General features: G+C 69.0%; 24 protein-coding genes, 2 tRNA genes and 1 pseudogene. 14 read left to right on the top strand and 13 right to left on the bottom strand.

Annotated features, from left to right (window positions below; all coding sequences use genetic code 11):
* Positions 1 to 24: 24 nt before the first annotated feature.
* Positions 25 to 234 (top strand): hypothetical protein, encoded by a 210-nt coding sequence (locus JW792_RS08035; protein WP_135996219.1) that lies wholly within the window; start codon positions 25 to 27, stop codon positions 232 to 234.
* On the opposite strand, the gene JW792_RS08030 is transcribed toward JW792_RS08035, so the two are convergent.
* Together JW792_RS08030 and JW792_RS08025 are read right to left on the bottom strand one after the other, a co-directional pair.
* Entirely contained in the window at positions 218 to 1,342 is a 1,125-nt protein-coding gene (locus JW792_RS08030) for a PQQ-dependent sugar dehydrogenase (protein ID WP_135996220.1), read from the bottom strand. The genes JW792_RS08035 and JW792_RS08030 overlap by 17 nt on opposite strands.
* Before the next feature lie 99 nt (positions 1,343 to 1,441).
* Entirely contained in the window at positions 1,442 to 2,572 is a 1,131-nt protein-coding gene (locus JW792_RS08025; RefSeq protein WP_135996221.1) for a GNAT family N-acetyltransferase, read from the bottom strand.
* 112 nt (positions 2,573 to 2,684) lie between these two features.
* Here JW792_RS08025 and JW792_RS08020 point away from each other — a divergent pair, with 112 nt between their 5' ends.
* On the top strand, positions 2,685 to 3,206 hold the full coding sequence (locus tag JW792_RS08020; protein WP_135996222.1) for a peptide deformylase: 522 nt from the start codon (positions 2,685 to 2,687) through the stop codon (positions 3,204 to 3,206).
* A 34-nt stretch (positions 3,207 to 3,240) separates the two neighbouring features.
* Here the strand turns inward: JW792_RS08020 and mdoH are convergent, their stop codons facing one another.
* From mdoH to JW792_RS07995, 5 genes are all read right to left on the bottom strand, one after another.
* On the bottom strand, positions 3,241 to 5,346 hold the full coding sequence (gene mdoH, locus JW792_RS08015) for a glucans biosynthesis glucosyltransferase MdoH (protein ID WP_206340930.1): 2,106 nt from the start codon (positions 5,344 to 5,346) through the stop codon (positions 3,241 to 3,243).
* Positions 5,336 to 6,865: a glucan biosynthesis protein G gene (locus JW792_RS08010; protein ID WP_135996223.1), complete on the bottom strand. Its 1,530-nt coding sequence runs from the start codon at positions 6,863 to 6,865 to the stop codon at positions 5,336 to 5,338. Before JW792_RS08010 ends, mdoH begins: the two co-directional genes overlap by 11 nt.
* A 164-nt stretch (positions 6,866 to 7,029) precedes the next feature.
* Positions 7,030 to 7,434, bottom strand: a complete 405-nt coding sequence (locus JW792_RS08005; protein ID WP_135996224.1) for a DoxX protein — start codon at positions 7,432 to 7,434, stop codon at positions 7,030 to 7,032.
* 641 nt (positions 7,435 to 8,075) lie between these two features.
* Positions 8,076 to 9,935: an ABCB family ABC transporter ATP-binding protein/permease gene (locus JW792_RS08000; RefSeq protein WP_241095099.1), complete on the bottom strand. Its 1,860-nt coding sequence runs from the start codon at positions 9,933 to 9,935 to the stop codon at positions 8,076 to 8,078.
* A gap of 53 nt (positions 9,936 to 9,988) precedes the next feature.
* A complete protein-coding gene (locus JW792_RS07995; RefSeq protein ID WP_135996226.1) occupies positions 9,989 to 10,966 on the bottom strand; it encodes a LysM peptidoglycan-binding domain-containing protein in 978 nt (325 codons plus the stop codon).
* Between the two features lie 144 nt (positions 10,967 to 11,110).
* Here JW792_RS07995 and JW792_RS07990 point away from each other — a divergent pair, with 144 nt between their 5' ends.
* Positions 11,111 to 11,659, top strand: a complete 549-nt coding sequence (locus tag JW792_RS07990) for an LOG family protein (protein WP_135996227.1) — start codon at positions 11,111 to 11,113, stop codon at positions 11,657 to 11,659.
* A 5-nt stretch (positions 11,660 to 11,664) separates the two neighbouring features.
* Here the strand turns inward: JW792_RS07990 and JW792_RS07985 are convergent, their stop codons facing one another.
* Complete coding sequence (locus tag JW792_RS07985; protein ID WP_135996228.1) at positions 11,665 to 12,318, bottom strand: SOS response-associated peptidase; 654 nt, start codon at positions 12,316 to 12,318, stop codon at positions 11,665 to 11,667.
* 50 nt (positions 12,319 to 12,368) lie between these two features.
* Here JW792_RS07985 and JW792_RS07980 point away from each other — a divergent pair, with 50 nt between their 5' ends.
* The 4 genes and pseudogenes from JW792_RS07980 (at position 12,369) to JW792_RS07965 (ending at position 16,545) form a co-directional block, all read left to right on the top strand.
* The gene (locus JW792_RS07980; RefSeq protein WP_135996229.1) at positions 12,369 to 12,791 is read left to right on the top strand and encodes an NUDIX hydrolase; all 423 of its coding nucleotides are present in this window, start codon (positions 12,369 to 12,371) and stop codon (positions 12,789 to 12,791) included.
* A gap of 18 nt (positions 12,792 to 12,809) precedes the next feature.
* Positions 12,810 to 13,202, top strand: coding sequence for a TIGR02301 family protein (locus JW792_RS07975; RefSeq protein WP_135996230.1), 393 nt, complete (start codon positions 12,810 to 12,812; stop codon positions 13,200 to 13,202).
* Between the two features lie 1,662 nt (positions 13,203 to 14,864).
* A pseudogene (locus JW792_RS17295) lies at positions 14,865 to 15,401 on the top strand (methyl-accepting chemotaxis protein); the annotation flags it as partial.
* Positions 15,402 to 15,417: 16 nt separating this feature from the next.
* A complete protein-coding gene (locus tag JW792_RS07965) occupies positions 15,418 to 16,545 on the top strand; it encodes an OprO/OprP family phosphate-selective porin (protein ID WP_135996232.1) in 1,128 nt (375 codons plus the stop codon).
* 42 nt (positions 16,546 to 16,587) lie between these two features.
* Here the strand turns inward: JW792_RS07965 and JW792_RS07960 are convergent, their stop codons facing one another.
* Positions 16,588 to 17,547 (bottom strand): glycosyltransferase family 9 protein, encoded by a 960-nt coding sequence (locus JW792_RS07960; protein WP_135996233.1) that lies wholly within the window; start codon positions 17,545 to 17,547, stop codon positions 16,588 to 16,590.
* 91 nt (positions 17,548 to 17,638) lie between these two features.
* On the opposite strand from JW792_RS07960, the gene ygfZ reads away from it, so the two are divergent.
* The 3 genes from ygfZ to JW792_RS07945 all read left to right on the top strand — a co-directional run bounded on the left by ygfZ (position 17,639) and on the right by JW792_RS07945 (position 19,353).
* Positions 17,639 to 18,472 carry a CAF17-like 4Fe-4S cluster assembly/insertion protein YgfZ gene (ygfZ, locus tag JW792_RS07955; protein ID WP_135996234.1) on the top strand — a complete coding sequence of 278 codons (834 nt, stop codon included), beginning with the start codon at positions 17,639 to 17,641 and terminating at the stop codon, positions 18,470 to 18,472.
* Positions 18,473 to 18,535: 63 nt separating this feature from the next.
* On the top strand, positions 18,536 to 19,111 hold the full coding sequence (locus JW792_RS07950; protein ID WP_135996235.1) for a DNA-3-methyladenine glycosylase I: 576 nt from the start codon (positions 18,536 to 18,538) through the stop codon (positions 19,109 to 19,111).
* Positions 19,108 to 19,353, top strand: a complete 246-nt coding sequence (locus tag JW792_RS07945; protein WP_135996236.1) for a hypothetical protein — start codon at positions 19,108 to 19,110, stop codon at positions 19,351 to 19,353. The genes JW792_RS07950 and JW792_RS07945 overlap by 4 nt, the downstream gene beginning before the upstream one ends.
* On the opposite strand, the gene JW792_RS07940 is transcribed toward JW792_RS07945, so the two are convergent.
* Positions 19,350 to 20,486: an L-lactate dehydrogenase gene (locus tag JW792_RS07940; RefSeq protein WP_135996237.1), complete on the bottom strand. Its 1,137-nt coding sequence runs from the start codon at positions 20,484 to 20,486 to the stop codon at positions 19,350 to 19,352. The two genes, JW792_RS07945 and JW792_RS07940, sit on opposite strands and share 4 nt — an antisense overlap.
* A 57-nt stretch (positions 20,487 to 20,543) precedes the next feature.
* A tRNA-Asn gene (locus JW792_RS07935) sits at positions 20,544 to 20,619 on the bottom strand.
* A gap of 318 nt (positions 20,620 to 20,937) precedes the next feature.
* Between JW792_RS07935 and JW792_RS07930 the strand changes: the two genes are divergently transcribed.
* Entirely contained in the window at positions 20,938 to 21,333 is a 396-nt protein-coding gene (locus tag JW792_RS07930) for an Mpo1-like protein (protein ID WP_241095098.1), read from the top strand.
* A 12-nt stretch (positions 21,334 to 21,345) separates the two neighbouring features.
* Here the strand turns inward: JW792_RS07930 and JW792_RS07925 are convergent, their stop codons facing one another.
* Both JW792_RS07925 and JW792_RS07920 read right to left on the bottom strand, forming a co-directional pair.
* Complete coding sequence (locus tag JW792_RS07925) at positions 21,346 to 23,103, bottom strand: S41 family peptidase (protein ID WP_135996238.1); 1,758 nt, start codon at positions 23,101 to 23,103, stop codon at positions 21,346 to 21,348.
* Positions 23,104 to 23,241: 138 nt separating this feature from the next.
* Positions 23,242 to 23,315 (bottom strand) — tRNA-Cys (locus JW792_RS07920).
* A 156-nt stretch (positions 23,316 to 23,471) separates the two neighbouring features.
* Between JW792_RS07920 and JW792_RS07915 the strand changes: the two genes are divergently transcribed.
* From JW792_RS07915 to JW792_RS07905, 3 genes are all read left to right on the top strand, one after another.
* A complete protein-coding gene (locus JW792_RS07915) occupies positions 23,472 to 24,128 on the top strand; it encodes a protein-L-isoaspartate O-methyltransferase family protein (protein WP_135996239.1) in 657 nt (218 codons plus the stop codon).
* 89 nt (positions 24,129 to 24,217) lie between these two features.
* Positions 24,218 to 25,570 (top strand): TolC family outer membrane protein, encoded by a 1,353-nt coding sequence (locus tag JW792_RS07910; RefSeq protein WP_135996240.1) that lies wholly within the window; start codon positions 24,218 to 24,220, stop codon positions 25,568 to 25,570.
* Positions 25,571 to 25,676: 106 nt separating this feature from the next.
* The gene (locus JW792_RS07905; RefSeq protein ID WP_135996241.1) at positions 25,677 to 26,300 is read left to right on the top strand and encodes a DUF2497 domain-containing protein; all 624 of its coding nucleotides are present in this window, start codon (positions 25,677 to 25,679) and stop codon (positions 26,298 to 26,300) included.
* The last annotated feature ends 42 nt before the right edge of the window (positions 26,301 to 26,342 follow it).

Below are 26,342 nucleotides of genomic sequence, written 5' to 3'. Positions count from 1 at the left end.
CGGGGGCCGGAAAGGTGATGCAAAATGACGCGCAAGACCTGGTCGAACGTCCTGATCTCCTACGCGATCCAGTTCGCGGCTTTCGCTGCGGGCCTCGTCGTCTTCATGGCAGGCGAGAGCCCGATACGCGATCTGGTTACGAACCTTGCCACCGGCGCGGCCGTGGTCGCTGCGGCGGGCCTTGTCGCCGCGCTCGCGGTGCGCGCTCCGCGCCCGGTCAGCCGGCCGGCGTGATCCGCAGGACCGCACCCTCGTAATCGTCCACCAGCACGTAGAGCGCACCGTCCGGGCCGACCTTGACGTCGCGGAAGCGCAGGCCCGCGTCGGCGAGCAGCGGCTCGACCCCGATGACGCGATCGCCGTCCATCTCGAGGCGCTGGAGCTGGCTGCCGGCAAGCGCCGCGACGAACAGATCGCCCTGCCAGTGCTCGAACGCCTCCCCGTCATAGAAGGCGATGCCCGCCGGAGCGATGGACGGGTTCCAGTACCAGACCGGCTGGGCGAGGCCCTCGCGCTCGCGCTCCTCGGTGACGATCGTCCCGTCGTAATTGATGCCGTAGGTGATTTCCGGCCAGCCGTAATTCGTCCCCGCTTCGAGGATGTTCAGCTCGTCGCCGCCGCGCGGCCCGTGTTCGACCGTCCAGATCGAGCCGGTGGACGGATTGACGTCGATGCCCTGGACGTTCCGGTGGCCGTAGGTGAACAGGCCCGGGGCGCCGTTGCCGATATCCGCGCCGGCCGGGGTGCCGTCGAGTTCGAGCCGCACCACGCCGCCCAGATGGTTTTCCGGGTTCTGGCTCTCCTCCTCGTAGCGCCCGCCTTCGCCGAGGGTCAGATAGAGGTGATCGCCCTGGAACAGGATGCGCCCGCCGAAATGAAAGCCCGCGGCCTTGTCGAAATTGACGCGGAAGATGTCCTCTCCCTGCTCCAGGCGGGAGAGATCCTCCGACAGGCGGGCCCGGTAGAGGGCGGTGCGGTTGGCGTCCTCGCTGCCCTCGGCATAGCTCAGATAGACGATGCGATTGTCCTCGAAGTCGGGATGCAGGGCGATCTCCATCAGGCCGCCCTGGCGCAGCACGAGGACATCGTCGGGAAGTCCGGCCACGGGCGCCTCGCGCAGCGTGCCGTCGGCCTCGATGACGCGCAGCCCGCCTTCGCGCTCGCTCACCAGCATCGCGCCGCCGGGCAGGAAGGCGATCGACCAGGGATAGTCGAGCCCCTCCGCGACCGTCTCCACGAGGAAGGTGGCCTGTTCGCTCTCGTAGGGCTCGGTCTGGACCTGGCCGAGGGCCGGGGCGGCAAGGACGAGGCAGGCAGCGAGCGAAGCGCTGGGGCGCAGCATGGGCAGTCTCCGGGAAAACCGATGTGAATCGGTCCCGAGAATAGGGCGCGAGGCGAGCCTGAAAAGCCCGCTCACAAGGAATTGACGCGTGCCGAGGTCTCAGGCGCGCCGGGTCGCGCCGAGCTGGTCCCCGACGGCTTGGCGCATCAGCATGAGCCGGCGGCGCAGGTCGGGTTCGAAGGCGCTGGTCTGCGCCCAGCGCCGCCGCAGGCGGGCAGGCGCGTCGGCGAGCGGGCGCGGCAGGCGCGCCGCGATCGATTCGGCGAAATCCCAGCCGGCGATCCCGGCCGCGGCGAGGGAGCTTGCGAGCACGCGGCCCTGGCTCAACGGCACCTCGTAGTCGCCATAGTACTTCTTGTAATGACTTTCGCCCTTGCCGAGATCGATCCGGGAGATGGACAGGCGCGGTGCGGCCTCGACCAATCCGTGGAGCAGCTGCAGCCCCGGCGAGACCGGCGCGAAGGCCGGGTCGTAGGCGGGGAACCAGGAATGATAGACCCCGCCCGCGGCGAGACCGAATTCCACCGCCGCGAGCCGGTCGCCGTAGTAGAGCGCGCTGGTCAGTCCGCGCAGCGGGCCGAAGCGGCGTGCGGCCAGGCCGGCGAGCACGGTCGCGACCCAGGGGATCGCGAACAGGTCGAGCTTGCCCGTCTCGCGGTACTGCGCCGCCTTCCAGGCCTTCAGCATCTCGAAGTGGGCGCCGGCCGCGTCGCCGATCACGATGCGCGCGGGACCATACTCGCGCTCGGCCCGCCTCGCGCGCTGCGCGATCTTCCTGAAATGGTTCCGGTGCAGGGCGTGGCGGCGCTGGAGCCACTCCTGTACGCCGCCTTCGAGATCGATGATGACGGAGCCCTCGCGCTGGCGCACCCGGCCGGGGGCGGGCGTGCCTGCCCAGTTCTCGTAGACGAGCGCGCCGGCCTTCATGGCGGTCAGCAGGGCGTCCGGCTCGATCGCTGTCCCGCTTCGGGCCACGACGCCCTGATAGTCCGACATCGGCGCACCCACGGGGCGCGCGACCGGGCCGGCATGATAGGCGAAGAAGGCGCACGGCGCGCCGTTCTCCTCGGCGACGAGGACACGCACATCCTCGCGGGCCTGCGCGACGGCCTGCGCGAACTCGGGCAGCAGATACGGGCTCGACAGCCGCCCCCCCGGCGCCGCGAAGGCGCGCCACGCGGCGAGGTCGCGTTCGCCGAGGTCGTGAATGTCGAGGTCGAAATAGCGCATGAGGCCGGTCCGTTCCTGTCCCTGAACGGGATGGATGCAAGCGCCTTGCCGCTCGCGCCCGGGCGTGGCGTGTTCACTTGATCGAAACCGGGCACGCGCTTATTTCAGGGCCATGGCCGTACGCGACATCATCACTGTTCCCGACCCGCGCCTGAAGCAGGTCTCCAAGCCCGTCGAACGGGTGGACGACGATCTGCGCGCGCTGATCGACGACATGATCGAGACCATGTACGCCGCCGAAGGCATCGGGCTCGCCGCCATCCAGGTCGGCGTGGACAAGCGCGTCATCGTCATGGACCTGTCCGAGCAGCGCAACGCGCCGCGCGTCTTCGTCAATCCGGTGATCACCCCGCTGTGCGAGGAAAAGAAGCCCTATACCGAGGGCTGCCTCTCCGTCCCGGACGTGTTCGACGAGGTCGAACGCCCGGCGCGCTGCAAGGTCGAGTATCTCGACTATGACGGCAACGCGAAGGAGGAGATCGCCGAGGACCTGTTCGCGGTCTGCATCCAGCACGAGATGGACCATCTCGAGGGCATCGTCTTCATCGATTACCTCTCCCGCCTGAAGCGCGAGCGCGCGGTGAAGAAGGTGCAGAAGATGATGAAGATGCGTAGCCAGGTCGCGGCCGAGTAGCGGGCGGGTAGCGGGCGGGTAACGCCCGATAGTCTCATCCGGGCGCCTGTTTCCCGCCCGCCAGCGCCTTCGCCCGCTTCAACAGCGCGGGAGACTTCAGCACCGCCATCCGCTCGGCCGGCGTGAGCCAGCCTGTCGCCGCGGCAAGGCTCGTCGAGCGCTTTAGCTTTTCACCCGCAAGCACTTCCGCTTCGTCGAACCCGCCCGCCGGGAGCGGCGGAAGCTGGGCGAGGTGGAAGGCGAGCAGGGCCTCGTCGGCGACCAGCGCCTCGATATCGCCGGCAGGGCGGGGCTCGCGCCAGTGCGCGAGCCGGGCCTCCATCGCCGCGATCGCCGGCTCGCCGCCCTTGCGCTCCTCCGGCGTGCGCAGGATGGCGACGCGGCGCAGGGCGAGCCCGATCGAGCGCATGCCGCTGGTCCAGGACAGGAGCGGGGCAAGCACCAGGCCGGCCGTCACCGGCAGGGTCCAGAAGAACAGCCCGATATTGATCAGTGCGGTCACCGCGGCCAGCACCAGCCCGAAGATGAAGTGCCAGGCATGGGCCCTGAGCGCCCCGGCGAACGCGATCGCCCCGTCCTCGCGGCGCTGCGGGCGCCAGCCGGCATCGCGGCCGAGCACGATGTCGAGGATGATGTTGGCCTGGGCGAGCATCATCACCGGGGCGTAGAGCGCGGACAGCAGCGCCTCGATCAGCACCGACAGGGTGAAGGCGAGCGGCCCGCCGTATTCCATCAGCCGCTTCGGTCGCAGCATGACCGAGAGCCAGCCGAGCAGCTTCGGGGTCACGACCACCAGCATGGCGATGACGAAGAGCCGGATCGCTCGCTCCGCGTCGAAGACCGGCCAGGTCGGGAACAGGCCCGGCTCTGCGAAGTAGTCCGGCTCGGTCAGCCCCGCCTGCACGGCGAGAACCAGACCGGTGACGATCAGGGCGAGCCAGAACAGCGCGCTCGCATAGCTCATGATGCCCATGGCGAGGTGCATGCGGCTGACCAGCGTCAGTCCGCGGGCGGGCAGGAAGCGGGCATGCTGCAGATTGCCCTGGCACCAGCGCCGGTCGCGCACGATGACGTCGGAGAGCGCGGGCGGGGCTTCCTCGAACGAGGTCGTCAGGTCGGTCGCGAGCTCCACCCTCCAGCCGGCGCGCCGCATCAGCGCGGCCTCGATGAAGTCGTGGCTCATGACGGGCCCGCCGAAGGGGGGCTTGCCGGAGAGGACGGGCAGCTTGGCCGCCTCGGCGAAGGCGCGGGTGCGCAGGATCGCGTTGTGTCCCCAGTAATTGGCCTCGCGTCCGTGCCAGAAGGCGAGCCCGGCGGCGAAGACCGGGCCGTAGCAGCGATTGGCGAATTGCTGCAGCCGGCCGAACAGGGTCTTCGCCCGCACGATGCGCGGAATGGTCTGGAGAAGGCCGAGGCCGGGATCGCCTTCCATGCGCCGGGCGAGCTGGAGGATGGTGTCCGCGCCCATGATGGAGTCCGCGTCCAGCACCAGCATCGCTTCCCAGGCCGCGCCCCAGCGCTCCACCCAGTCCGCGATATTGCCCGCCTTGCGTTCGTGATTGGTCGTGCGGCGCCGGTAATGGACCGGGCAGCTCCCGGGCGCGGACGCGATCAGGCGCGAGAAGACGGCCTCCTCCTCGATCCAGGCCTCCGGCCGGTTGGTGTCGGAGAGCAGGAAGACCGCGAAGCGGCCCGGAGCGGCCTCGGCGAGGTCGCCTGCCATCGCCTCGACCGCCGCGGCGATGCGGGTGGGCTCCTCGTTGTAGACCGGGATGAGGATGGCGGTCCGTGCCGGCGCCTCGGCGACGCGGTGCTGGCGGCGCGGCTTCAGCACCGCGCCGGGGAAACCGAGCACGGACTGCGCGGCGGCAAAGCCGACCCAGCCGAAGCTGATCGCGAACAGGACGAGGAAGACCCACTGCAGCACGGTGAGCCCGCCGCCGACATTCATCACCTCGTACATCTCGCGCACGCCGAAGCCGGTGACGAGCACCGTCACGGCGGCGAGCGCGAAGCGGGAAAGGTAGTGCTCGATGCGCCGGTCGAGCCGCATCGGGCGGGCACGCCGGCGCGGTGCGTGCACGCGCGCGCGCGGCATGGCCAGCGGGGATTCCGGCGGCAGGGCGCGCTCAGCGGTCACTGCCGCGCGTCCAGCGATAGAGCCAGGTTTCACCGATCGGGGCTCCCGAGGCGAAGGGGCGCAGGCGCATCTCCAAGAGACTGGCGTTCTGCGGATCGAAGGTGAGATAGGCGCGATAGCCGCCGGTGACCGGGTTCGGCGCCACGGTGCGTCCCAGGAGGAGGCCGGCCGAGACCGAGGCCTCGACGCTGATGTCCTCGATGCGCGCACCGGCCGGGTTCGTCCAGTCGACGACCATCTGCGGCCTGTTGTCGGTCAGGCGGCGGCCGAACGCGCTGCGAGCGACCTGACCAAGCCTTCCCGCCGGAACGAGGTCGTCCGGCCAGGACAGCCGGTAGGCGAAGGCGTGAGGTTCGCCCGCCTGCAGGCCGCCCTCGGGACGCCAGTAGGCGACGATATTGTCGTTGCCCTCGAAATCGGACGGAATCTCGACGAGCTGGACATGGCCGGCGCCCCAGTCGCCCTGCGGGCTGACCCAGGCCGAGGGCCGTGTGTCGTAGCGGGCCTCGAGATCCTGGTAGTCATCGAAGGCGCGCGGGCGCTGGGCCAGGCCGAAACCCCTCGGGTTGCGGTCGAGGAAGGCGCTGACCTGCAGCGTGCGCGGGTTGGACAGCGGCCGCCACAGCCGCTCGCCCGTCCCGGTCTGCACCGCAAGGCCCATGGAATCGTGAACGCGCGGGCGGAAGTCGGGCGCTTCGGGCGGATCGACCGGCCCGTGCATGTACATCGAGGTCAGGCACCCCAGGCCGACATGGGACAGGCGCTCGCGAGGGAAGAGCGTGGCGGAGACATCCATCACGGTCGGCGCGCCGGGATAGATGCCGAAGCGGTAGGCTCCGGTCACGCGCCGGCTGTCCAGGAGGGCGTGCACGACGATGGCGTCCATGCGGGGCGAGGGGCGCTCGATCCAGAAGCGGCGGAAGATCGGGAATTCCTCCCCGCCCGGCTCCGCGGTGTCGATGGCGAGCCCGCGCGCCGACAGGCCATAGGTCTGGCCCCGGCTCACGGCGCGGAAATAGCTCGCGCCCTGGAACACCACGAACTCGTCGGCATAGCCGGGCGTGTTGATCGGGTAGTGCAGGCGGAAGCCGGCGAGCCGGCTGACCTCGGCGAGCAGCTCCCCGATCGCCGGTGTCGGCGTCTCGAAGGCGTCGGCGGAGATCTCCACCGGCCGGGCGCGCCCGCTCTCGACGAGCAGGACGTCGACCGGATCGCCGTAGAGCGAGCCCGGCGCGAACATCTGCACGGAGAATTTCGACCCCGAATGGGCCCACACGGCCGCCTCGCGCCGGAAGCGGATGGCGCGGTAGGTCTCGTAGTCGAGCGCGCGCAGGGCCTCGGGCAGCGGCGGCGGCGCAGTGAAGGGCTGCTGCGACAGGGCGCGCGCCTGCTCGAGAACGTCGTCGTGCGAGAAGCGCTCGGCGGTGCCCTGTGCCCGCGCGAAGGCCGGCGTCAGCGCGCCGGCGGCGAGCGCACCGAGCCCGCCGGCGATGAGGGTGCGCCGCGAGAAAGGCTTCATGCGTGCAGTCTCCAAGACGCGAAAGGCCGCAGCGCGACCGCGCCCGGCCTGGAACCGAGAATGGACAGGGTAGAGCCCTCCAGAACGCCCGCGCCCGCCAGATCTGACGGCGGGCACTCGCGCTCCATTCTATAGCCGATTCCGGCAGGCTTGCGGCAGAGCTGCTATTTGCTCGCGCCGATCATCCACAGCCGGTCCTCGCGGCGCAGCAGGAACAGTGCGATCAGCGCGCCGAGCGTCGGGACCGCGGCCCAGAACAGGTGGTTCGGCCCCTCGTACGGGTTGATCAGCTGCTGCCAGGTCGACAGCGTGGAGCCGGCGTGCATCAGCAGCAGAAGGCCGACGCTGACCGTCCTGAATTTCGCCCAGAGCAGGAAGGCGAGGATCAGCACGGCCTGTACGGCGCCGATGGCGTAGCTGCCCCATTCGGGCAGACCGCCAATCCCGTAGAAATGATCGAAGATCGCGATCGTGCTTTCCGGCTCGAGGAACTTCTCCAGCGCCCATACCGCGAAGAAGGCCGCGAGCGTGACGCGCAGGATGAAGAGCGAGAGCGTGAGATTCGTCATGGAAGTCTCCCCGTTTTGCCCGGAGCGATGATGCGCCTGCCGGTCCGGGGAGAAAAGAGGCCTCGCGAGGGTGTGAAGGGAGCCTACGTCTTTCGCGCGAAACGGCCGAACAGGGCGGAGAGCAGGCCGGGGGCCTGGCGGACGAGGCCCTGCCGGTCTGGGCGGCGAAGAAGGCGTCCGCTTCCTCTTCGCTCGCCACCGTGGCGATCTTGCGCCCCGCACCGCGGATCACGTCGAAGAACGCCTCGATGAAGCGCGAGCCGCTTTCGTTGGCCGGCTTGATAACGGCGACAACGAGCCGGTCGGGAGTGGAACGCAGGAACATGCCCGCCAGGTCGCGCGCATCGCCGCCGGGAATCGTCACCTCGGCCTCCGACATGTTCATCAGGAGCTGGCTCGCGCCGGTATCCTCGATCAGGGCGGAATACATCCCGAAGGATTCCATCGCGTCCTGCCAGTCGACGCTGCCGACCCGGCGCGACACGATGCGCCCGTTCATGACCTCGAGTGTACGGCCCATTTTCCCCTCCCCAGGTGCCGCGCAGCCTGACGGCGGGCCGGCGCGGATGTCAATCGCGCGGGAGGCTGTCCGTGAACTCCTTACAAAGTCTGAATGGAGATATTCTTTTTTGTATCGCAAGTTAGCTCGTCCCGGCCTTCGCGGCGGCGCGCGGCGCGGCTGCGGCCTCGGCGCTTTCCGCCTGGCGCCGCCACATGGCGGCGTACAGCCCGTCGCGCGCCAGCAGCGCCTCGTGCCGGCCCGATTCGACGATGCGGCCGTCCTCCATCACATGGATCCGGTCGGCTCCGGCGATCGTCGACAGCCGGTGCGCGACCGCGATCGTGGTCCGGCCGCGCGCCGCTTCGGCGAGCGCCGCCTGGACCTCGGCCTCGGTACGCGAATCGAGCGCGCTCGTGGCCTCGTCGAGGATCAGGATGGGCGGATCCTTCAGGATGGCGCGGGCCACCCCGACGCGCTGCTTTTCCCCGCCCGACAGCCTGAGGCCACGCTCGCCGACGCGGGTATCGAGTCCGGCCGGCAGGGACTCCACGAACTCCTTCAGCTTCGCGCGCTCCACGGCATCCATCAGCGCGACCTCGTCGGCTTCGGGCCGGCCGTAGAGGATGTTCTCGCGCAGGGTGTCGTTGAACAGCACGACCTCCTGGGGGACGAGGCCGAGCGCGTCGCGCAGCGAGCGCTGGCTGACCGTCGCGATGTCCTGGCCGTCGATCAGCACCCGGCCGGTATCGGGATCGAAAAAGCGGAAGATCAGGCGCAGCAGCGTCGACTTGCCCGCCCCCGAGGGGCCGCAGAAGCCCACGAAGCTGCCTGGCGCGATCTCGAGATCGACATGCTCGACCGAGCGCGAGCGGCCCTCGTGGGAGAAGCTGACATCCTCGAAGCGCACCGCCCCGCCGGACACCTTCAGATCGCGCGCATCGGGGGCATCGGCGACCTCGGCCTCCAGCCTCAGGGTCTGGAACAGGCGCTCGAGATCGACCGTGGCCTGCTTGATCTCGCGATAGGCCCAGCCGAGGATGTTGAGCGGCTGGTAGACATTCATCAGCATGAGGGTGAGCGCCGCGATGTCGCCGGGCTCGAGCTCCCCTCTCACGGCCATGACCCCGCCGATCAGCGCGACGGCGAGCAGGCCGCCATTCATGATCGCGGCCTGGGCGGCGTTGAGGCCGGCGAGGCTCTGCTGGCTCGCCGAGGCCGCCTCGGCATAGCGCGCCTTGGCGGCATCGAAGCGGGCGACCTCGCGCTCCTCGGCGGCGAAGGCCTTCACGGTCTCGAAATTGGACAGCGTGTCGACGGCGCGGGCGTTGACCTCGGTATCGGCCTCGTTCATGCGCCGGCGCAGCTTCACGCGCCATTCCGTCATCGCCCAGGTCACGACCGCGTAGGCCAGCACGGCCACCACGATGATCACCGCGAAGATCGGCCCGTAGAGCACCGCCGCGACGGTCGCCGCGAGCGCCAGCTCGACGAGCGCCGGCAGGATGTTGAACACCAGGAAGCGCAGCAGGAAGTCGACCGCGTTCGCGCCGCGGTCGATGATCCGGTTGACCGCGCCGGTGCGCTTCATCTGGTGGTATCTCAGCGACAGGGACTGTACGTGGGCGAAGCCCTGCACCGCGACGAGACGCTGGGCGTCGTTGGACACCGGCGCGAAGAGCGCATCGCGAAGCTGCGGCGCGGCGGTCGAGGCGAAACGGGCGAGCCCGTAGGCGAGGAACGCCCCGCCGAAGGCCCAGAAGGCGAGGGTGGAGGCGGTCTCGGCCGCGAGGGCGCGCGTGAGCACGTTGACGCCTTCGCCGAACAGGACCGGCGCAGCGACGGAGAACAGCTTCGCCACGAGGGTGAGCGCGAAGGCGATGCCCATGCGCACGCGCCACTTCGCCATCTCCGGCGAGGCAAGAATCCTCAGTAGCCGGGCGACCGCCTCGCCAAGCCGGCCCTCGGGGGCCGGGCCTTCGCCTTCGGATGGGGAATTCATGCCGCGCATGGCGGCTTAGTTAGGACGTAACCGCATGAGCCGCCACCCCGGCCTCAGCCCTCGTCGGCCCCGTCCTCACCGTCCTGGGGCACGTCGAAGACCTGGCCGGGATAGATCAGGTCGGGATCGCGGATCTGGGCGCGGTTGGCCTCGTAGATCACGGTGTACTGGATGCCTTCCCCGTACAGCCGGCGCGCAATGCGCCACAGCGAGTTGCCCGGCTGGACCACGACGCGCTCCCCGCCCATCGCCAGGGCCTCGGCCGAGACCCGCTCGAAGGGCAGCACGATCACCGCGGTGACGCGCCCGTCCTCGTCGAGCTGGTCGATCTGCAGGTCGTACACCCCCGGCGCGAAGGTCTCGCTCGCCTGGACCGTCCAGCGCCCGGCGGCATCGGCGACCGTCCTGCCGACGATCTCGCCGTCGGCGAGAATGCGCACCCGCGCGCCCGGCTCGGCACGGCCGGAGAAGATGACGGCTCCGGCCTCGTCGTAATCGACCGTCTCCAGCGTGAGGGTGCCCATGGACACGCCCTCGAACGGACCCTGCAGCACGCGGCTCGCCTCGCCCGGGCGGCCGAGCACGACCAGCGGCGTCGCATCGCGCGTCTCGGGCACGGAAACCACCACGACCTGGTCGGAGCGCACCTCCTGGCCGGCGGGCGTGCGCATCAGCAGGCTCAGCTCCACCGATCCGGAGGGGAGGGGTTCCTCGATGATCATCACCCATTCGCCGGCCGCGTCGATCTCGGCCTCGGCGATCTCGCGCTCGCCCGCGATGAGGCTGACGCTCGCGCCCGGCATGCCGCGCCCGGCGACGACCGCGGTTCCGCGCGGATCGACGCGCACGACGTCGAAGCTGGGCGGGGCGACCGCCAGGACCGGTTCCTCGACCACGCCCTCGCGGGCCGGCCGCGGCTCGGCCGGCGGCGGCGGGGCCTCGCCGCCGCGTGTGAACACGTAGGCGAGCGCCGCGGCGACGGCGACGATCAGGAGGGCGGCGGCGATGAGAAACGACCGGGTGGCCGTCATGGGTGTCTCCTCGGCAGATCCGGGGCGGGCTCGGGCCTCTGACTGATGCAAGGCTCGCGCCATGCTTTACATAGGCTTAAGGTCTCAGGCGCGCGCCGTCGAGTCGGCGGCTTCATCCCCATATGAAGCAGGGACATGGCAAGAATGCGAAGCGTCTGCGTTTACTGTGGCACCCGCGCGGGCAACGAGCCGCGGTTCGAGGCCGTGGCCGAGGCGGCCGGACGCGCCGTCGCCCGGGCGGGATACCGCCTTGTATTCGGCGGCGGGACGGCGGGGTTGACCGGCATCGTCGCCCGCGCCGCACAGGCGGAAGGTGGCCGCGTGCTAGGCGTCATTCCCGAGTTCCTGATCCCCAGCGAAGGCGCGCTCGACGGGATCGAGCTGAGGAAGGTCGCCACGCTCGGCGCGAGGAAGTCGATGATGATCGCCGAATCCGACGCCTTTCTCGCCCTGCCAGGCGGGACGGGCACGCTGGAGGAGGTGTTCGACCTGCTCACGCGGCGCAACCTGGGCCTGGAGAACAAGCCGGTCGCCTTCGTGGACACCGAGTTCTGGGCCCCGTTCTCCACCCTGCTCGACCATGTCGTGCGCTATGCCTTCACCGATGCGGCGCTCGTGGACGGCCTGAGCTTCGAGCCGGATGTCGACGCGGCGCTCGCGGCGCTGGAAATGGCGATCAAGACGAGAGGCTGACCGCCTCAGCCCTCCGGGACGATCAGGTCCGGGCCGTCATTCCTGACATTGTTGACCTTTTTCGACACCCTTCGGGCCGCGAGCGTGGCGTCCGGCGGCGGTGTCAGCAAGGGCCCGGGATCGGTTTCTGGATCGAGCCAGCGGGTGAAATCCTCGGGCCCGACAAGGACGGGGCAGCGGTGATGGATCGCGCGGATGTCCGCGTTGGCCTCGGTGGTCAGGATCGCGAAGCTGTCGAGCGCCGCATCCCCTTCGCCCCAGCGTTCCCACAGGCCGGCGAACACCAGCGGCGCGCCGTCGGTGCGGGTGATGTACCAGGGCTCCTTCGCCTCGCCCTCCTTCCTCCATTCGTAGAAGCCGTTCGCCGGGACGAGCGCGCGCCGGCGCGACAGCGCCTGTCTGAACATCGGCTTCTCCGCCGCCGTCTCGGCGCGTGCGTTGATCGGGTCCTTGTAGGACGGTCCATCCGCCTTCCAGTGCGGCACCAGGCCCCATCGCACCAGGGACAGGTGCGGCTCGGCGTCCTTTCCGCGGCGCACGACCGGCAGGGCATCGGTCGGGGCGGCATTCCAGGTCGGCTCGAAATTCGGCCGGTCTTCTGTCCCGAAGATTTGCCGCAATTCGTCGAGCGTGTAGGTGATGACGTATCGTCCGCACATGGGGGGATGCCTCCACGGGCTGCGGCGTGCGTCAAGTCGCGGGAGATATCATGAGCCAGCAGCGCCCCATCGCCTCGGCCGGCCTCGTCGTCTGGCGCGGCGGCGAGGTCCTGCTCATCCGCCGGTCGAAGCCGCCCTACCAGGGCGAATGGTCGATCCCCGGCGGCAAGATCGGCTTCGGGGAGACCAGCGAGGAGGCCGCCCTGCGAGAGGTGCGCGAGGAGACCGGCATCGAGGCGGAGATCGCCGGGCTCGTCGGGGTCTACGAATCCATTACCGAGCACGGCCATTTCATCATGATCGACTATGCCGCGCGCTGGCGCTCCGGCGAGCCGGAAGCCGGCGACGACGCGCTGGAGGCCGAGTTCGTGCCGCTCGCAACGGCCCTCGACCGCGTGTCGTGGGACAAGACGCGCACCGCGATCGAGGACAGCCTGTCCCGTCTCGGCGCCCTCAAAGCGCCGGATTCCTGAGCGAGGACGCGGATCGACATGATGCGACCTGCCGCCCTCCTCCTCGCCCTCGCGCTTGCCGCGCCCGCCTTCGCTCAAGCGGGGCCTGAGGCGCGCCGCAGCTACGAGGCGCAGGCCTCCTACCCGGTCGAGGCGCTCTCCGGCGTGCTGGGGGAGTTGCATTTTCTCGCCTTCCGCTGCCAGGGCGAGGATGCGCAGGACTGGCGCGCGACCATGCTGGAACTGCTCGAGCTCGAAGCGCCCACGCGCGGTCCCTACCGCGAGCGCCTGATCGAGGCCTTCAACGACGGGTTCCGCTATCACGAGCGGCGCGGAACGCGCTGCGGCGCGGAAGCCGAGATCGAACGGCGCCGCCTCGCCATGCAGGGCCGGGCGCTGTCTGAGACGCTGAGGCGGGAATATATTGACTAAAATATTCCGATGACGAGACCGGATGTTTCCACATTTTTCCACAGGGCATATCCAGAATGATCTTACCGTTGAGAACGATAATCGAAGCCCCTAGTTATTTAGCGGATTACCTTTCAGGCAATGTCCTTTCCCGACTATGGTTTTGAGTTAACGGCAGGGTAACCCTGCCACCACCTGTCATGCTCCTGCGAGCGGGTAGTGCGAAGCCCCGGTACGCTCAGCTGGAGAATGACAATGAAGCTCACCCTGCGCCATCAACTCCTCGCCGCGTTCTGCGTGCTGGCGGGACTTTCCATTCTCATCGGTCTGGCCGGCTTTGCCGGGACGCGGAACCTGGCCGGTGTCTTCGGCGAATACCGCGCGACGTCGAGCCAGAGCCTGGTGGTGAACGAAGCCAAGCTCGACCTCACCCTGGCGCGGATGGCCGCTCTGAAATGGCGCACGGTCGACAGCGAGGAGAGCGCCGCGGAGGTCGAGGCGGCGCTGGACCGGCTCGGCGGCGAACTCGCCCATGCGGGTCTGGAAGAGGCCGGCGGGCAGGCCGAGGACTATCGCGCGGCATTCCTTGCCGCCGTCGGCGCGCAGCGGGCTGGCGACGGCGCGGCCGACACCATGGCTGCCGCCGGGCGCGCCGCGCGGCAGGCGCTGAGCGACGTCGTCGGCTCGGCTTACCGGGATGGCGACACGGCAGCGGCCTTCTATGGCGCCAGCGCCCAGGAGCATCTGCTGCTGGCGCGCCTCTATGCCGAGCGTTTCCTGGTTGCCAATGACCCCGGCACGGCCGAACGCGCCAGAGCCGAGATCGACGCGGCCGCGCAGGCTCTCGCCACCCTCCGGCCGCTCCTGCAGGACGCCACGCGGCTGCAGCTAACCGACCAGACCCGGGCAAGCCTGGAGCAGTTCGCCGGCGCGTTCGAAGGCGCATTCGATGCGATCGTCGAGCGCAATGGACACTTCGCGCGGATGGACGACATCGGGCCGGAGATCTCCGCCGCGGCCGATCAGGTCCGCAGCGACATCGTCGCGCGTCAGAACGAGCTCGGCCCGCGCGCCGACCGTCAGGTCGCGACCACGCAGCTCATCGTCCTCGTCGCCGTCCTGATCGGCGCGGCCATCGCGATCGTCATGGGCTGGGTCTTCTCCACGCGGATCAGCGGTGCCATCCGGCGCTCGGTCGGTGAAATGACGGCACTCGCCGAGGGCGACAGTGATCTGGAGGTCAGCGGCCTGGAGCGGGGCGACGAGATCGGGGACATGGCCCGGGCGCTCGCCGTGTTCCGAGACAATGCACGCGAGATGGAACGGGTGCGCACCGAGCAGGCCCAGGCCAAGGCCCGCGAGGAGGAACGCCGTCGCGAGGACATGGTGCGCATGGCAGATCGCTTCGAGAACGAAGTCGGCAGCGTGATCAAGGCCCTGGCGGCGGCTTCCGAACAGCTGCAGCAGAATGCGCGGGAGCTGGCCCAGTCGGTGGAAGCCAGCGACATGCGCTCCAGCTCGGTGGCTGCCGCCTCGACCCAGGCCTCCAGCGCGGTGGAAGCGGTGGCGTCTGCGGCAGAGGAACTCACCGCGTCGATCCAGGAGGTCGCCACGCAGGTTTCCGCGTCCGCCAATGCGGCACGCGCCTCCACGCAGCAGGCTCAGGCCAGCACACGCGAACTCGACCGGCTCAACGAGGCGGTCGCGGGCGTGGACGAGATCATCCGCTCGATCAGCGATGTCGCCGAGCAGACGAACCTGCTCGCGCTGAATGCCACGATCGAGGCGGCCCGGGCCGGGGACGCCGGCAAGGGGTTCGCGGTCGTGGCGAGCGAGGTCAAGACGCTTGCCAACCAGACCCAGAAGCTGACCTCGGAGATCGACGAGCGGCTCAAGCGGATCGGAGCGAGCGCGTCCGACGCGATCGCCGCGACGCGCAAGATCATCGAGCAGATCACCGAGATCGACTCCACCTCGGCGGCACTTGCCGCGGCCGTGGAGGAGCAGACCTCGGCGACCGGGGAAATCTCCGGGGCTGCCCAGCAGGCGGCCATGGGGGCCCGCACGGTTTCGGCGGACATCGACGAGGTCAAGACCTCGGTCTCCCGCTCCGCCAACGTCGCGGAAACCGTCGGCGAGGCCGCCGAGCGCTTGAAAGCCCATTCCGATACCCTGCAGGCCGGCGTGCGCGAATTCCTCGCCACCGTCCGGGCCGCGTGAGCGGAGGCACGGACAAATGGACATCCGTCTGATCCTCCTCGCGGCCGGCGGGGCAGCCACGGTCACTCCGAGCGCCCAGGCCGGCGAGGAGAAGAAGGGTGTGACCCCCTACATGCTGGTGTTCGCCGATTCCGCCTGGTTCGACGGGTCTGCGCGGCCGGGGGGCGAAGACAGTGCCCGCGACGTCACGCTTGCGGAAATTGGCCTGAAATTCGAGACGCGCGCCATCAAGGGCAGGCTCGCCTACGATTTCAGCGGCGATGGACAATGGCAAGACGCTGCACTGAGCCATGCCTCGGGCGATTTCACCTTCGAGATCGGCCAGTTCAAGGAACCGGCCTCGCTCGACAAGCTGACGCCGCCCGGCGACACGCTCTTCCTCGAGACGGCGCGATTCACGAAGGCGTTCGGGATCGGCCGCAGGCTGGGTGTTGCGGTTCGCTACAGCAACGATTTCCTGAGCCTGTCGGGTGCGGTGACGAGCGGTTCCCTCGACGACGAGCCCGAGTCCGGCTTCGGGGTGGGCCAGACGGCGTTTTCGGCCCGCCTCACGGCGACACCGATCCGTTCGGACCTGACCGTCCACTTCGGAGCCTACGCCCGTACGCTCGATTATGACGGCCATGGCGCCGTGTTCGGCGGTACCCCGGGCACGGTCCTTGCCGGCAAGTCGCACTATGTGAAGCTCGACGTGCTCAAGGGGCCGGAGGCGGAGCGTTCGCACCTTGCCGGCCTGGAGGCCGCGCTCTCACGCGGCCCGCTCTTCGTATCGGCGGAGTATGCCCGTCTCGATGTCGAGACGCCGGCTGGCGACGGCGTGCTTTCGGGCGGTTACGTCCAGGCCTCGCTCGCCCTGACCGGAGAGACCCGGCCCTATTCCCCCGGATACGGGGCGTTTCAGGCCATCAGCCCGGCCCGGCCCGTGTCCGAGGGCGGCCCGGGTGCCGTGGAACTCAGCCTTCGGGCCGACCAGCTGGACTTCTCCGAGTTCGCAGCGGGCCGGACCACGGCAGTGACTGCGGGTGTGACGTGGACGCCGGCGGACAATGTCCGCGTCATGGTGAACCGCACGGAGGAGTTTCACGACGGCACCGGTCGCAGCGACGGATCGAGCTGGGCGTTTCGCGTGCAGGCGAGCTTCTAGGCAGTTCCAGCCCTCGTCCGGTGCCGGATCGGAGGCCGGCCTTCAGCGGACGTACCGGGCGATGAGGCTTTCGGCGGCGGTCAGGACGGGTTCGAGTGCGAGCTCGCCCATGAGGCTCTGTTGGGCAAATCTCAGCTTGCCGCGCTCGCGTTCCTCGGCGGGGCCGCCGGCGCGGATGGCTCGGGTCTTCTCGCCCCAGGGGCCGTAGAGGCGCTCGTCGGTCGGGCCGAACAGGCCGAGCGTCGGCGTGCCCGCCGCGGCGGCGAGATGCATCAGCCCCGAATCGTTGCCGACGAAGACCGATGCGCGGGCGAGGCAGGCCGCCGCCTCGTCGATGGCGAGCCTGCCGGTGAGGTCGATGACGCGGTCGGCATCGATGCCGTCGACCGCCGCCTTCGCTGCCGCCTCGTCGCCCGGCCCGCCGAACACGGCAACGACCGCGCCTTCGAGGGCGCCGCCTTCGCCGGTCAGCGCCCGGGCGAGCGCCGCGAACCGCTCGCGCGGCCATTCCTTGAACGGCGCGGCGGCCGCCGGTGCGATCGCGAGGACAGGACCGTCCGGCAGCAGGGACGCGGCCTTCGCCTTCGCCTCCTGCGACAGCCAGAGGCGGGGGGCGGGAGGCGGGGAGAGGGCGAGCACGTCACCGGCCTCCTCCACCTTGTGGCGCGGCGCATGCCCGTTCACCAGGCCCTTGCGCTTCACATGGCGTTGCCTGGCCAGCAGGAACCAGCTCGTCGCCGAGCCGCGAAGATCGATCACCAGGTCCCATCGCGTCGTGACGGTACGCCGCCACAGATCGATCCAGTGCCCGCCGCCCTTGCGCTTGGCCATGACGATGACGGCCTCCACTTGCGGCACGGCGCGGAAGAGCGGGGCGGCGAGCGGCCCGCACGCGACGGTCACGCGGGCGCCGGGATGGGTCCCGATCAGGTGATCGAGCAGCCCGGAGGACAACACCGCGTCGCCGATGCGCGTTGAGCTTATGAACAGGATGCGTGTCATGACTGGAGCGGGGGCTTAGCCCAACGCCCGCCAACTTGCCAGAGCCTCTGGCGAGGGACATGTAGGCAGGAAGCCGGAGGACCAGGAGACCATGAGCGAAGCCGGATTTCTCACCAGCCTGCCCGAACGCGCCGTGATCGAGATCACCGGCGAGGAGGCGAAGGACTTCCTGCAGCGCGTGATCACGCAGGGCCCGCAGGGCGTCGAGCCGGGCAAGGCGCTCGCCTCCGCGCTCCTGACCCCGCAAGGCAAGGTGATCGCCGACCTGATCCTGTTCGACAACGGGCAGGGCGGCCTCTTCGTCGACATTCCCGGCGCTCAGGCCGAGGACCTGCTGAAGCGCTTCAAGCTCTACAAGCTGCGCGCCAGGGCCGGGATCGGCCTGCGCGCCGACCTCGCCGTCGCCCAGGCGCGCGGGGATGAGCAAGAGCAGGATCTCGCCGCCGTCGCGCACGCCATCGCGCCCGATCCCAGGCATGCGGCGATGGGCCGTCGCGCCATCGTCAACGCGGGCGGGCCGGTGGACCGGGAGGCCTACGACGCGGCGCGCATCGCGGCGGGCCTGCCCGAATGCGGCAAGGATTACGGGCCGGCGGAGGTCTTCTCCACCGACGTCAATCACGATCTCGTCGGCGCGATCAACTACCGCAAGGGCTGTTTCGTCGGCCAGGAGGTGGCAAGCCGCATGCACCGCAAGGGCGGGGTGAGAAAGCGCACGATCCGCCTTGCCGCGGACATGGTCCTGGAGCCGGGAACGCCCGTGAGCGTCGGGGAGACGCCGGTCGGCGAGATCAGCTCGGCCCGGGCCGGCCGAGCCCTGGCGCGGGTGCGCATCGACCGCCTGAAGGCGGGGCTGGAGGAGAACAACCTGCCCCATGCCGACGGGGTCCGGCTGGAGGTGCTGGAGGACCTGGAGACGATCTAGTCTCGTACCACTTCCCTTCGTTCCCGTTTTGATCTAGCGATGTCGCAGCAACGGGAGCCTTCCATGATCCAGCGCTGTCCCTGGCCGGGTACCGACCCGCTTTACGTGCACTATCACGACACCGAATGGGGCGTGCCCGAGTACGACGACCGGGCGCTCTACGAGAAGCTCGTTCTGGACGGCTTCCAGGCCGGGCTCGCCTGGATCACCATCCTGAGGAAGCGCGAGAATTTCCGCGCCGCCTTCGACGGGTTCGACCCTGAGAAGATCGCCCGCTACGGCGAGGCCGACATCGCCCGCCTGCTCGGCGATCCCGGCATCGTGCGCTCGCGCGCCAAGATCGAGGCGGCGATCAGGGGGGCGCAGGTCTGGTGCGACATCCAGCAGAGCGCCCGCCCGTTCTCGCAGCGCCTGTGGGACTTCGTCGACGGCAGGCCGGTCGTGAACCGCCATGGCGCGATGAAGGAGGTGCCGGCCAGCACGCCGGTCAGCGAGGCGATGAGCAGGGAACTCAAATCGCTCGGCTTCAAGTTCTGCGGGCCCGTGATCGTCTATGCTTTCATGCAGGCGGTGGGTATGGTGAACGACCATCTCGTCACCTGCTTCCGCCATGGCGAGGTTCTGGAGGAGGGATCATGAAAGCGCTCTTTGCAGGCCTGCTCGTCCTGCCCGCGCTCGCCGCCTGCGGCCATGGCGAACCGCCGCCGTCGAACGCGCTCGACGTCGCCTGCGCGCCGGGCGGCCGGCATGGCCCCACCGGCGTGATGGACTGGACCTGCATCGACGGGGACGGCGAGCAGCGCCTGCGCCCGCGAAGCCTGCACGAGGTGATCGAGGGCGACGAGCTGCCCGCCGAGCGCGAGGCGCGGGAGGACGGCTAGCCGCCCGGCTGCAGGCGCGTCGCCGCGGACAGCACCTGCGCCGTCTTCAGCTCGGCCCGCCAGGTCTCCAGCATCTTCGCCACGCCCGCCTCGCCTGCTGCGGCGAGCGCGAAGGCCCAGGGCCGGCCGATGAGGCAGGCGCGCGCGCCGTGCCGGACCGCCTTGAGCACGTCGAGGCCCGAGCGGACCCCGCCATCGACGAGCACCTCGAGCCGGCCGTCCACCGCCTCGGCGATGCCGGGCAGCACCGAGAGGGTCGCCGGCGCGCCGTCGAGCTGGCGCCCGCCATGGTTGGACACGACGATCGCGTCGAGCTCGTGCTCTACGGCGAGACGGGCATCCTCGCGCGTCATCACCCCCTTCAGGACGATCGGGCCTTTCCAGTGCTCGCGCACGAAGGCGAGATCGTCCCAGTTCAGGGACGGGTCGAAATTCTCCGCGATGAAGCGCCAGGCCTCGGGAAAGCTCGTCCCGCGCGCCAGCACGCCGTCGAGATTGCCGAAGCTGTGCGGCCGGCCGCGGGCGAATACGTCGAGGCTCCAGCCCGCCTTGCGCACGCCCTCGCCGAGCCGGGCGAGGTGCTCGGCCGGGCCGAGCGTCCGCATCATGCCCGAGCGCACGTCGCGATAGCGCGCTCCGGGCGCCTGCAGGTCGGCGGTGAGGACGAGGACCCTGCATCCCGCCTCGCGGGCGCGGGCCAGCATCTCGGCGCACCAGGCCCGGTCGCGGATCATGTAGAGCTGGAACCAGGGCGGCGTCCCGGCGCCGCGCGCGACCTCGTCAATGGAACAGATGCCGACGGTGGACAGGCAGAAGGGGATGCTGGCGCGTGCGGCGGCGCGTGCGGCCTGCACCTCGCCGCGGCGCGCATACATGCCGGCAAAGCCGACCGGGGCGAGGACCAGCGGCATCGACAGAGTCTCGCCGAACGGGGTGATGGCGCTGTCGATACCGGAGACGTCGACCATGACGCGCTGGACGAGCTCGGCGGCGCGGAAGGCGGCGGTGTTGCGCGCCAGCGTCACCTCGTCATAGGAGCCGCCGTCGATATAGTCGAACAGGATGCGCGGCAGGCGCGCGCGTGCCGCGCGGCGGTAATCCTCGTAGGACACGATGCGATCGAGCTTCGCCATGAGGCGAGGCTAGCCGGATTTGCGTCGCGCTTCGAAGGGAAATATTGCGAGAGAAAGTGGCTCCCCGGGACGGGCTCGAACCGCCGACCCGGTGATTAACAGTCACCTGCTCTACCAACTGAGCTACCGGGGAATGACCACTCTCATCTAGTGGAGGAGGCGGTCTTTAGCAATGCCGGTCCGGCGGGGCAAGACGGCTCTTCACCCCCGCCGGGCGCGAATGGCAGTGCAAGTGTGCGCCCATAAAAAACGGGAGCCGCGAACGGCTCCCGAAAAGGCATGGGTGGATGGTGGGGTGTCTTCCGGGGAAGACGAGTATCTGTTTAACGAATCATCGGTTAACAACGTCCTAATCTTAACGCGGCGCGGGCAGAAACCGGTGAGGAGTCTTCCCGCATGCTTAAGCCACAGGCGCTTTCGCGGACCCGGTGGAAACGTGTTAGGATTCACCATGACGACGCGAAAAAACCGCTCCAGCCGGGAGGAGACCATGGCCTCGAATCGCTGCCAGACCTATTCCGAATTCTGGCCCTTCTACCTGCGCGAACACGCCGTGCCGGCGACGCGAACCTGGCATTTCGTCGGATCGACGGCGGCCCCGGTCGTGCTGGTCTGGGCGCTGCTGACCCAGACCTGGTGGGGGCTCCTCCTGGTGCCGGTCGCGGGGTATTTCTTCGCCTGGGTCGCTCACGCCTTCGTGGAGCGCAACAGGCCGGCGACCTTCACCCACCCCTGGTGGTCGCTGATCAGCGATTACCGCATGTTCTTCCTGTTCCTCACCGGGCGGCTGAAGGACGAGCTGGTCAGGGCCGGCGTGGAGGATCATCCCCACGCGCGGGCGACCTGAGCGCCGCGCCCGTTATCGCGCCGGGCACCCCGCAGGCAGCTCGAGATCGGCTCTGTGCACCCCGACGCGATCGTACAGGTTCAATATTGCAGGCACATTCCAGTTGGTGGGCGCGAGCTCGACGACGCAGCGAAGCGCGCTCAGGCCCTCCTGCTCCATGCCGGAGGCCCGCAGCGTGAGACCGAGATTGTACCAGGTGTTCCAGATGTACGGGTGAATCTCGGAGTTCAGGCGGCATGTCTCGACCGCATCGGCGAACCGCTCCTGGCGGAGCAGGCGGTCGCACACGCGCCTCAACACGATCTCCTCCGGCGGGGCCCACCAGTCTAGCGAGCGCGCCTCATCCAGGCGGGCAAGATAGGCCCGCCGCGCGGCCTCGCCGCCTTCCTCGAGAGCAATGTTCGCGATGGACCGCATGTCCCGGCCTTCCAGGATCGGGTCGAGCGCCGGGTCACGCCCTGCGAGGTAATCGGAGAACCGCCAGACTGCCGGAACGTCGACCGGCGTGAAGGCGCTGCGGTCGTTCGACCGTGACAGCTGGTGGCGCACCTCGGAAACGCTGAGCGAGGCTCCGATCCCGGGCAGGGGATGAGCCTCGGCGTCTCCGTAGGAATTCCAGGCGGCGCCGGCGGGTTCGCCAATGAAGCTCGCGTCCGTGTGCTCGGCGAACTGAGCGAGGATCGCCATCGCGGCGCTGAACGTCTTGGGCCCGGTAACGACGTACAGGTTTTCCCAGGGCGTTTCGGGGCCGCGGCGGATGAACTCGCGGATCATTTCTCCGGCGATGCTTCCATCGCCGCCGAAATTGTTTCGCATGTCGATGACGAAATGGGCCGGTCGCTCCCGATCCGCGATCTCGAGTGCCTCGCGGATATACGCCACGAAAGTGGTGTCGTCGGTCTGGTTGAGTTGCAAGTAGAGCGTGTCGTGTTCGGGTATGTAGCGACGATAGTAGCGAGCCCGATGACCCCAGAATGGCGGACGGGTTTCGTCCGCCGTTAAGAACGCTTCTGACGGGGTGGTCCCGAAAGCCGCGACCCAGTCCTCGTGCGACCCGATCGGCAGGCCGTAAACCTCGGCATAATAGTGCCAGTCGAAGACCGGCGCGCCTTCGCCGTATCGCGCCTCGCCCGCATGCGGCTCGAGCGCGCGATCGACCACCCGCCCTCCGCGCAGCCGGAGCCGGAACCTCAGGGCTTCACCCGGCACGGCTACGCCAAGGCCTTCCATCAGAAAGGCATTGTGCACCGCGTACATGCGCTCGGTTTCGTCCATCGCGTTGTCCGCGCCCATGAGCGAGCGGGCGAGGTCGATCACCTCGCCCGCAGGGCGGTCGCCAATCTCGAGGACCTCCGCTCCCGCGAGCTCGGCGACGCTTTCGTGCGCAGAGGTGATGAAATACCCGTCGGCGTATTCGCGGATGCGGATCGGATACCATCGCGCGTAGGCCGGATCGATCAGCTCGAGACGGGTATGCCCGTCCGCGAGCATCGCGACGAGCTGCATGAGACGCACTGCGCGCTCTTCGGGCGAAAGCCGGGGAATGTCGTGAAGAAGGCGATCGGCGGCGCGCATGAAAGTGAGCTCCCCGACCTTCGAAAAGGGATCGGGATGCCGGCTGCGGATGGTGTCCACGGTCTGCCGGACCGTGGCGATCCAGACCTCGCTGTCGGCCGTGAGCACTCCCTGGGAAGGCGAGCTGTCGTCGGCATTGGCCAGGGGCGTGCAGGCGAGCGCGCCGGCCAGCACGGCACTTGCGAGATTTTTCATGGTACCGTCCCACCCTGCGGAAAGGGTGGCATTTGGCCGAGAGCGCGCTAGGTAATCAAATGAAAATTAGTTTAGCGGCCCGATCACCGGAATGGCTGCGCCAGCGCGGCACAAAGGACCAGGAAGAGAAAGGAGATTTGGAGGCGCCACCCGGAATCGAACCGGGGTACACGGATTTGCAGTCCGCTGCGTCACCACTCCGCCATGGCGCCTCACGCAGGAGGGGAAGATATAGCCAAGGCCTTCTCCCCCTGCAACGCGCGCGGCTCAGTGACGCTGCGTTCCTTTCGACGGCTGCGTTGTCAGCCTGACGTTTCAGACGATATAAGCCGCTGCGACTTGCCCCCGGAGTTCGGAAAAAGAATCCCATGACCGATTTCGCCCAAGCCCGCCGTGCCATGGTCAACAGCCAGGTCCGCATCAACGACGTCACGGACTACCGCATCCAGGACGCGATGGCCGAGCTTCCGCGCGAGAAGTTCGTCCCGCGCTCCAAGCAGGCCAAGGCCTATGGCGATGCCGAGGTCGAGATCGGCGAGGGCCGCTTCCTGCTGTGCCCGCGCGATCTCGCCAAGCTCGTCCAGGCCGCCGACATCAAGTCCACCGACCTGGTGCTCGATATCGCCTGCGGCCGGGGGTACACGACCGCCCTGCTGGCCCGTCTCGCCGAGACGGTGGTCGGCATCGATGCCGACGCGGAGATGGTGGCGCGTGCGAGCGAGCGCCTGAACGAGGTCCGCGCCGACAATGCCGTGGTGCTGGAAGGCGATCCGCGCGCCGGCGTGCCCGACCAGGGTCCGTTCGACGTGATCGTGATCGCCGGCGCGGTCGACGAGGTGCCGCAGGCGCTGTTCGACCAGCTCGCCGAAGGCGGCCGGCTCGTTACCTTCGTGCGCAACGGACCGGTGGGCCGTGCCACGGTGTTCACCAAGGGCCAGGGCAGCGCGATCGGGGAGCGCGTGGTGTTCGACGGAACGCCGACGCTCGTCCCGGGCTTCGAGAAGGAGCGCGACTTCGTCTTCTGAACCCGGCTGGCCTTCGGCGAGTAAACGCTGTTCACTTTCTGAACGCGGCGGGCTATAGGAGAGCGGAGCGCGAACGACGAGGGATGCTGATGAAGAGGGTTCTCCTGTGCGCGGCGGCGATGATCTCGCTGACCGTTTCCGCCCCGGCCGCGGCCCAGACGCTGGAGGAAAGCCTCGCGGCCGCCTATCAGTCCAACCCCGTCCTGGCGGCAGAGCGCGCCCAGCTGCGCCAGACCGACGAAGGGTATTACCAGGCCCGCTCCGCGGCGCTGCCGAGCCTGTCGGCGTCGGCCTCGGTGTCGGAGACCGAGCGCTGGGGCGGCGGGACCAATCCGTTCTTCCAGAACCAGGACGGCACGGCCGGCTACCAGGTCAATGCCAGCCAGGCGCTTTATCGCGGCGGGCGCACGTCGGGGGCCGTCGACGCCGCGCTCGCCCGCATCGAGGCCGGGCGCATGCAGTTGCGCGCCACAGAGCAGGACATACTCGTCGATGCGGTGACCGCGCACACCACGGTGATCCGCGACCAGGAGATCGTCGCGATCCGGCGCAACAATGTCGAGGTGCTCGCCCGCCAGCTCGACGCGGCGCGCGACCGCTTCGAGGTCGGCGAGATCACCCGCACCGACGTGGCCCAGGCCGAGGCGCGCCTGTCGGGTGCCCAGGCCCAGCTCTCCGCCGCCCAGGCCCAGCTGGCCGCCTCGCGCGCCAATTACGAGCGCGTGGTGGGCATCGCGCCGCAGACGCTGGTCGCGCCCGGCGGCCTGCCCGAATTGCCCCAGACCCTCGCCGATGCGGCCGAGATCGCCCTCGCGGCCAACCCCCAGCTGCTCGCCGCGCAATATGCCGAGATCGCCGCCGCCGAGCAGGTCCAGGTCGCACGCGGCAGCCGCCTGCCCGAGGTCTCGCTGTCGGCCACGGCCTCCGACAGCCGGCGCTCGGATTTCAGCGGCGATGTCGATGGTACCGCGACGGTGCGCGCCCAGGTCTCGGTGCCGCTCTTCACCGGCGGTCTGAACGCGAGCCGCGTGCGCGAGGCCCTCGCGGCCGAGGACCAGGCCCGCCTGCGGGTCGTCGAAGCCCGCCGCCAGGTCGTGGAAGGCATCACCACAACCTGGAACAACCTGCTCGCCGCCCGTGCCGTGATCGAATCAAGCCGCGAGGCGGTGCGCGCCAACGAGATCGCCTTCGAGGGCGTGGAGCAGGAGGCCTTCGTCGGGCTTCGCACGACGCTCGACGTGCTCAACGCCGAGCAGGAACTCCTGAACTCGCGTCTGGAACTCGTGCGGGCCGAGCGCGACCTCTTCGTGGCGAGCTATAACCTGTTGCAGGCCATGGGGGTTTTGGACGTCGAACGGCTTGGCCTGCCGGTCGAACCCTATGCACCCGGCACTCCCGAGCGGGGCCGGGTTCCTAACCTGGATTTAACGCCCTGGAACTAGCCTTCCCTGCGATGGGTATGGCGTGCTGGACACACCCCTTGCTGCGCGCATAGTTTCGAGGGTGCCGGTACCCCCTCTTGAGCGACGGACGAAGGACGCGACTTCCATGGCCAACGCCGAACAAGAACCGACGATGGAGGAGATTCTCGCCTCCATCCGCAGGATCATCAACGAAGATGAAGACGAGGCGAAGCCCGCAGAGGCCGAGGCCGCGCCGGAGCCCGTCGAGGAGCCCGAACCCGAGTCCGAAGACGAGGTCGAGTTCGACGCCGAGCCCGAGTTCGCCGAGGACGAATCGGAGCCCGCAGAGGACGACGTGCTCGAACTCACCGACCGGGTCGAGGACGAGACGGCCGGCACCGATCCGATCTCCATCGCCGACGACCTCATGATCGTCGACCGCGAGGAGGAGGAAATGCAGGCCGAGCCCGAGGAAGAGCCCGAGCCCGAGCCCGAACCCGCCCCGCGCCCGCAGGCGAAGCCCGCCGCGTCCGCCCCGGCCGAGGAAGAGGAACTGCTCGGAGAGGTCCAGGCCTCCGCCGCCTCCAGCGCGTTCGCCGCGCTGTCCGGCGCGCTGAAGGTCTCCTCCGACCAGGGCCTGACGCTGGAAGGCATCGTGCGCGAGCTTCTGCGTCCGATGCTCAAGCAGTGGCTCGACGAGAACCTGCCCGCGATCGTCGAGGAGAAGGTCGAGGCCGAGATCGAGCGCGTCGCCCGCCGCCGCCGCTAGACCGTCCAGGCCGATTTGCTTACCCGAACGGGCGCCCGCTAT

This window comes from Marinicauda algicola (assembly GCF_017161425.1).
GTDB classification, from domain to species: domain Bacteria; phylum Pseudomonadota; class Alphaproteobacteria; order Caulobacterales; family Maricaulaceae; genus Marinicauda; species Marinicauda algicola.
The sequence above is the reverse complement of the archived record's forward strand: the minus strand, read 5'-3'. Positions and strand labels throughout refer to the sequence as shown.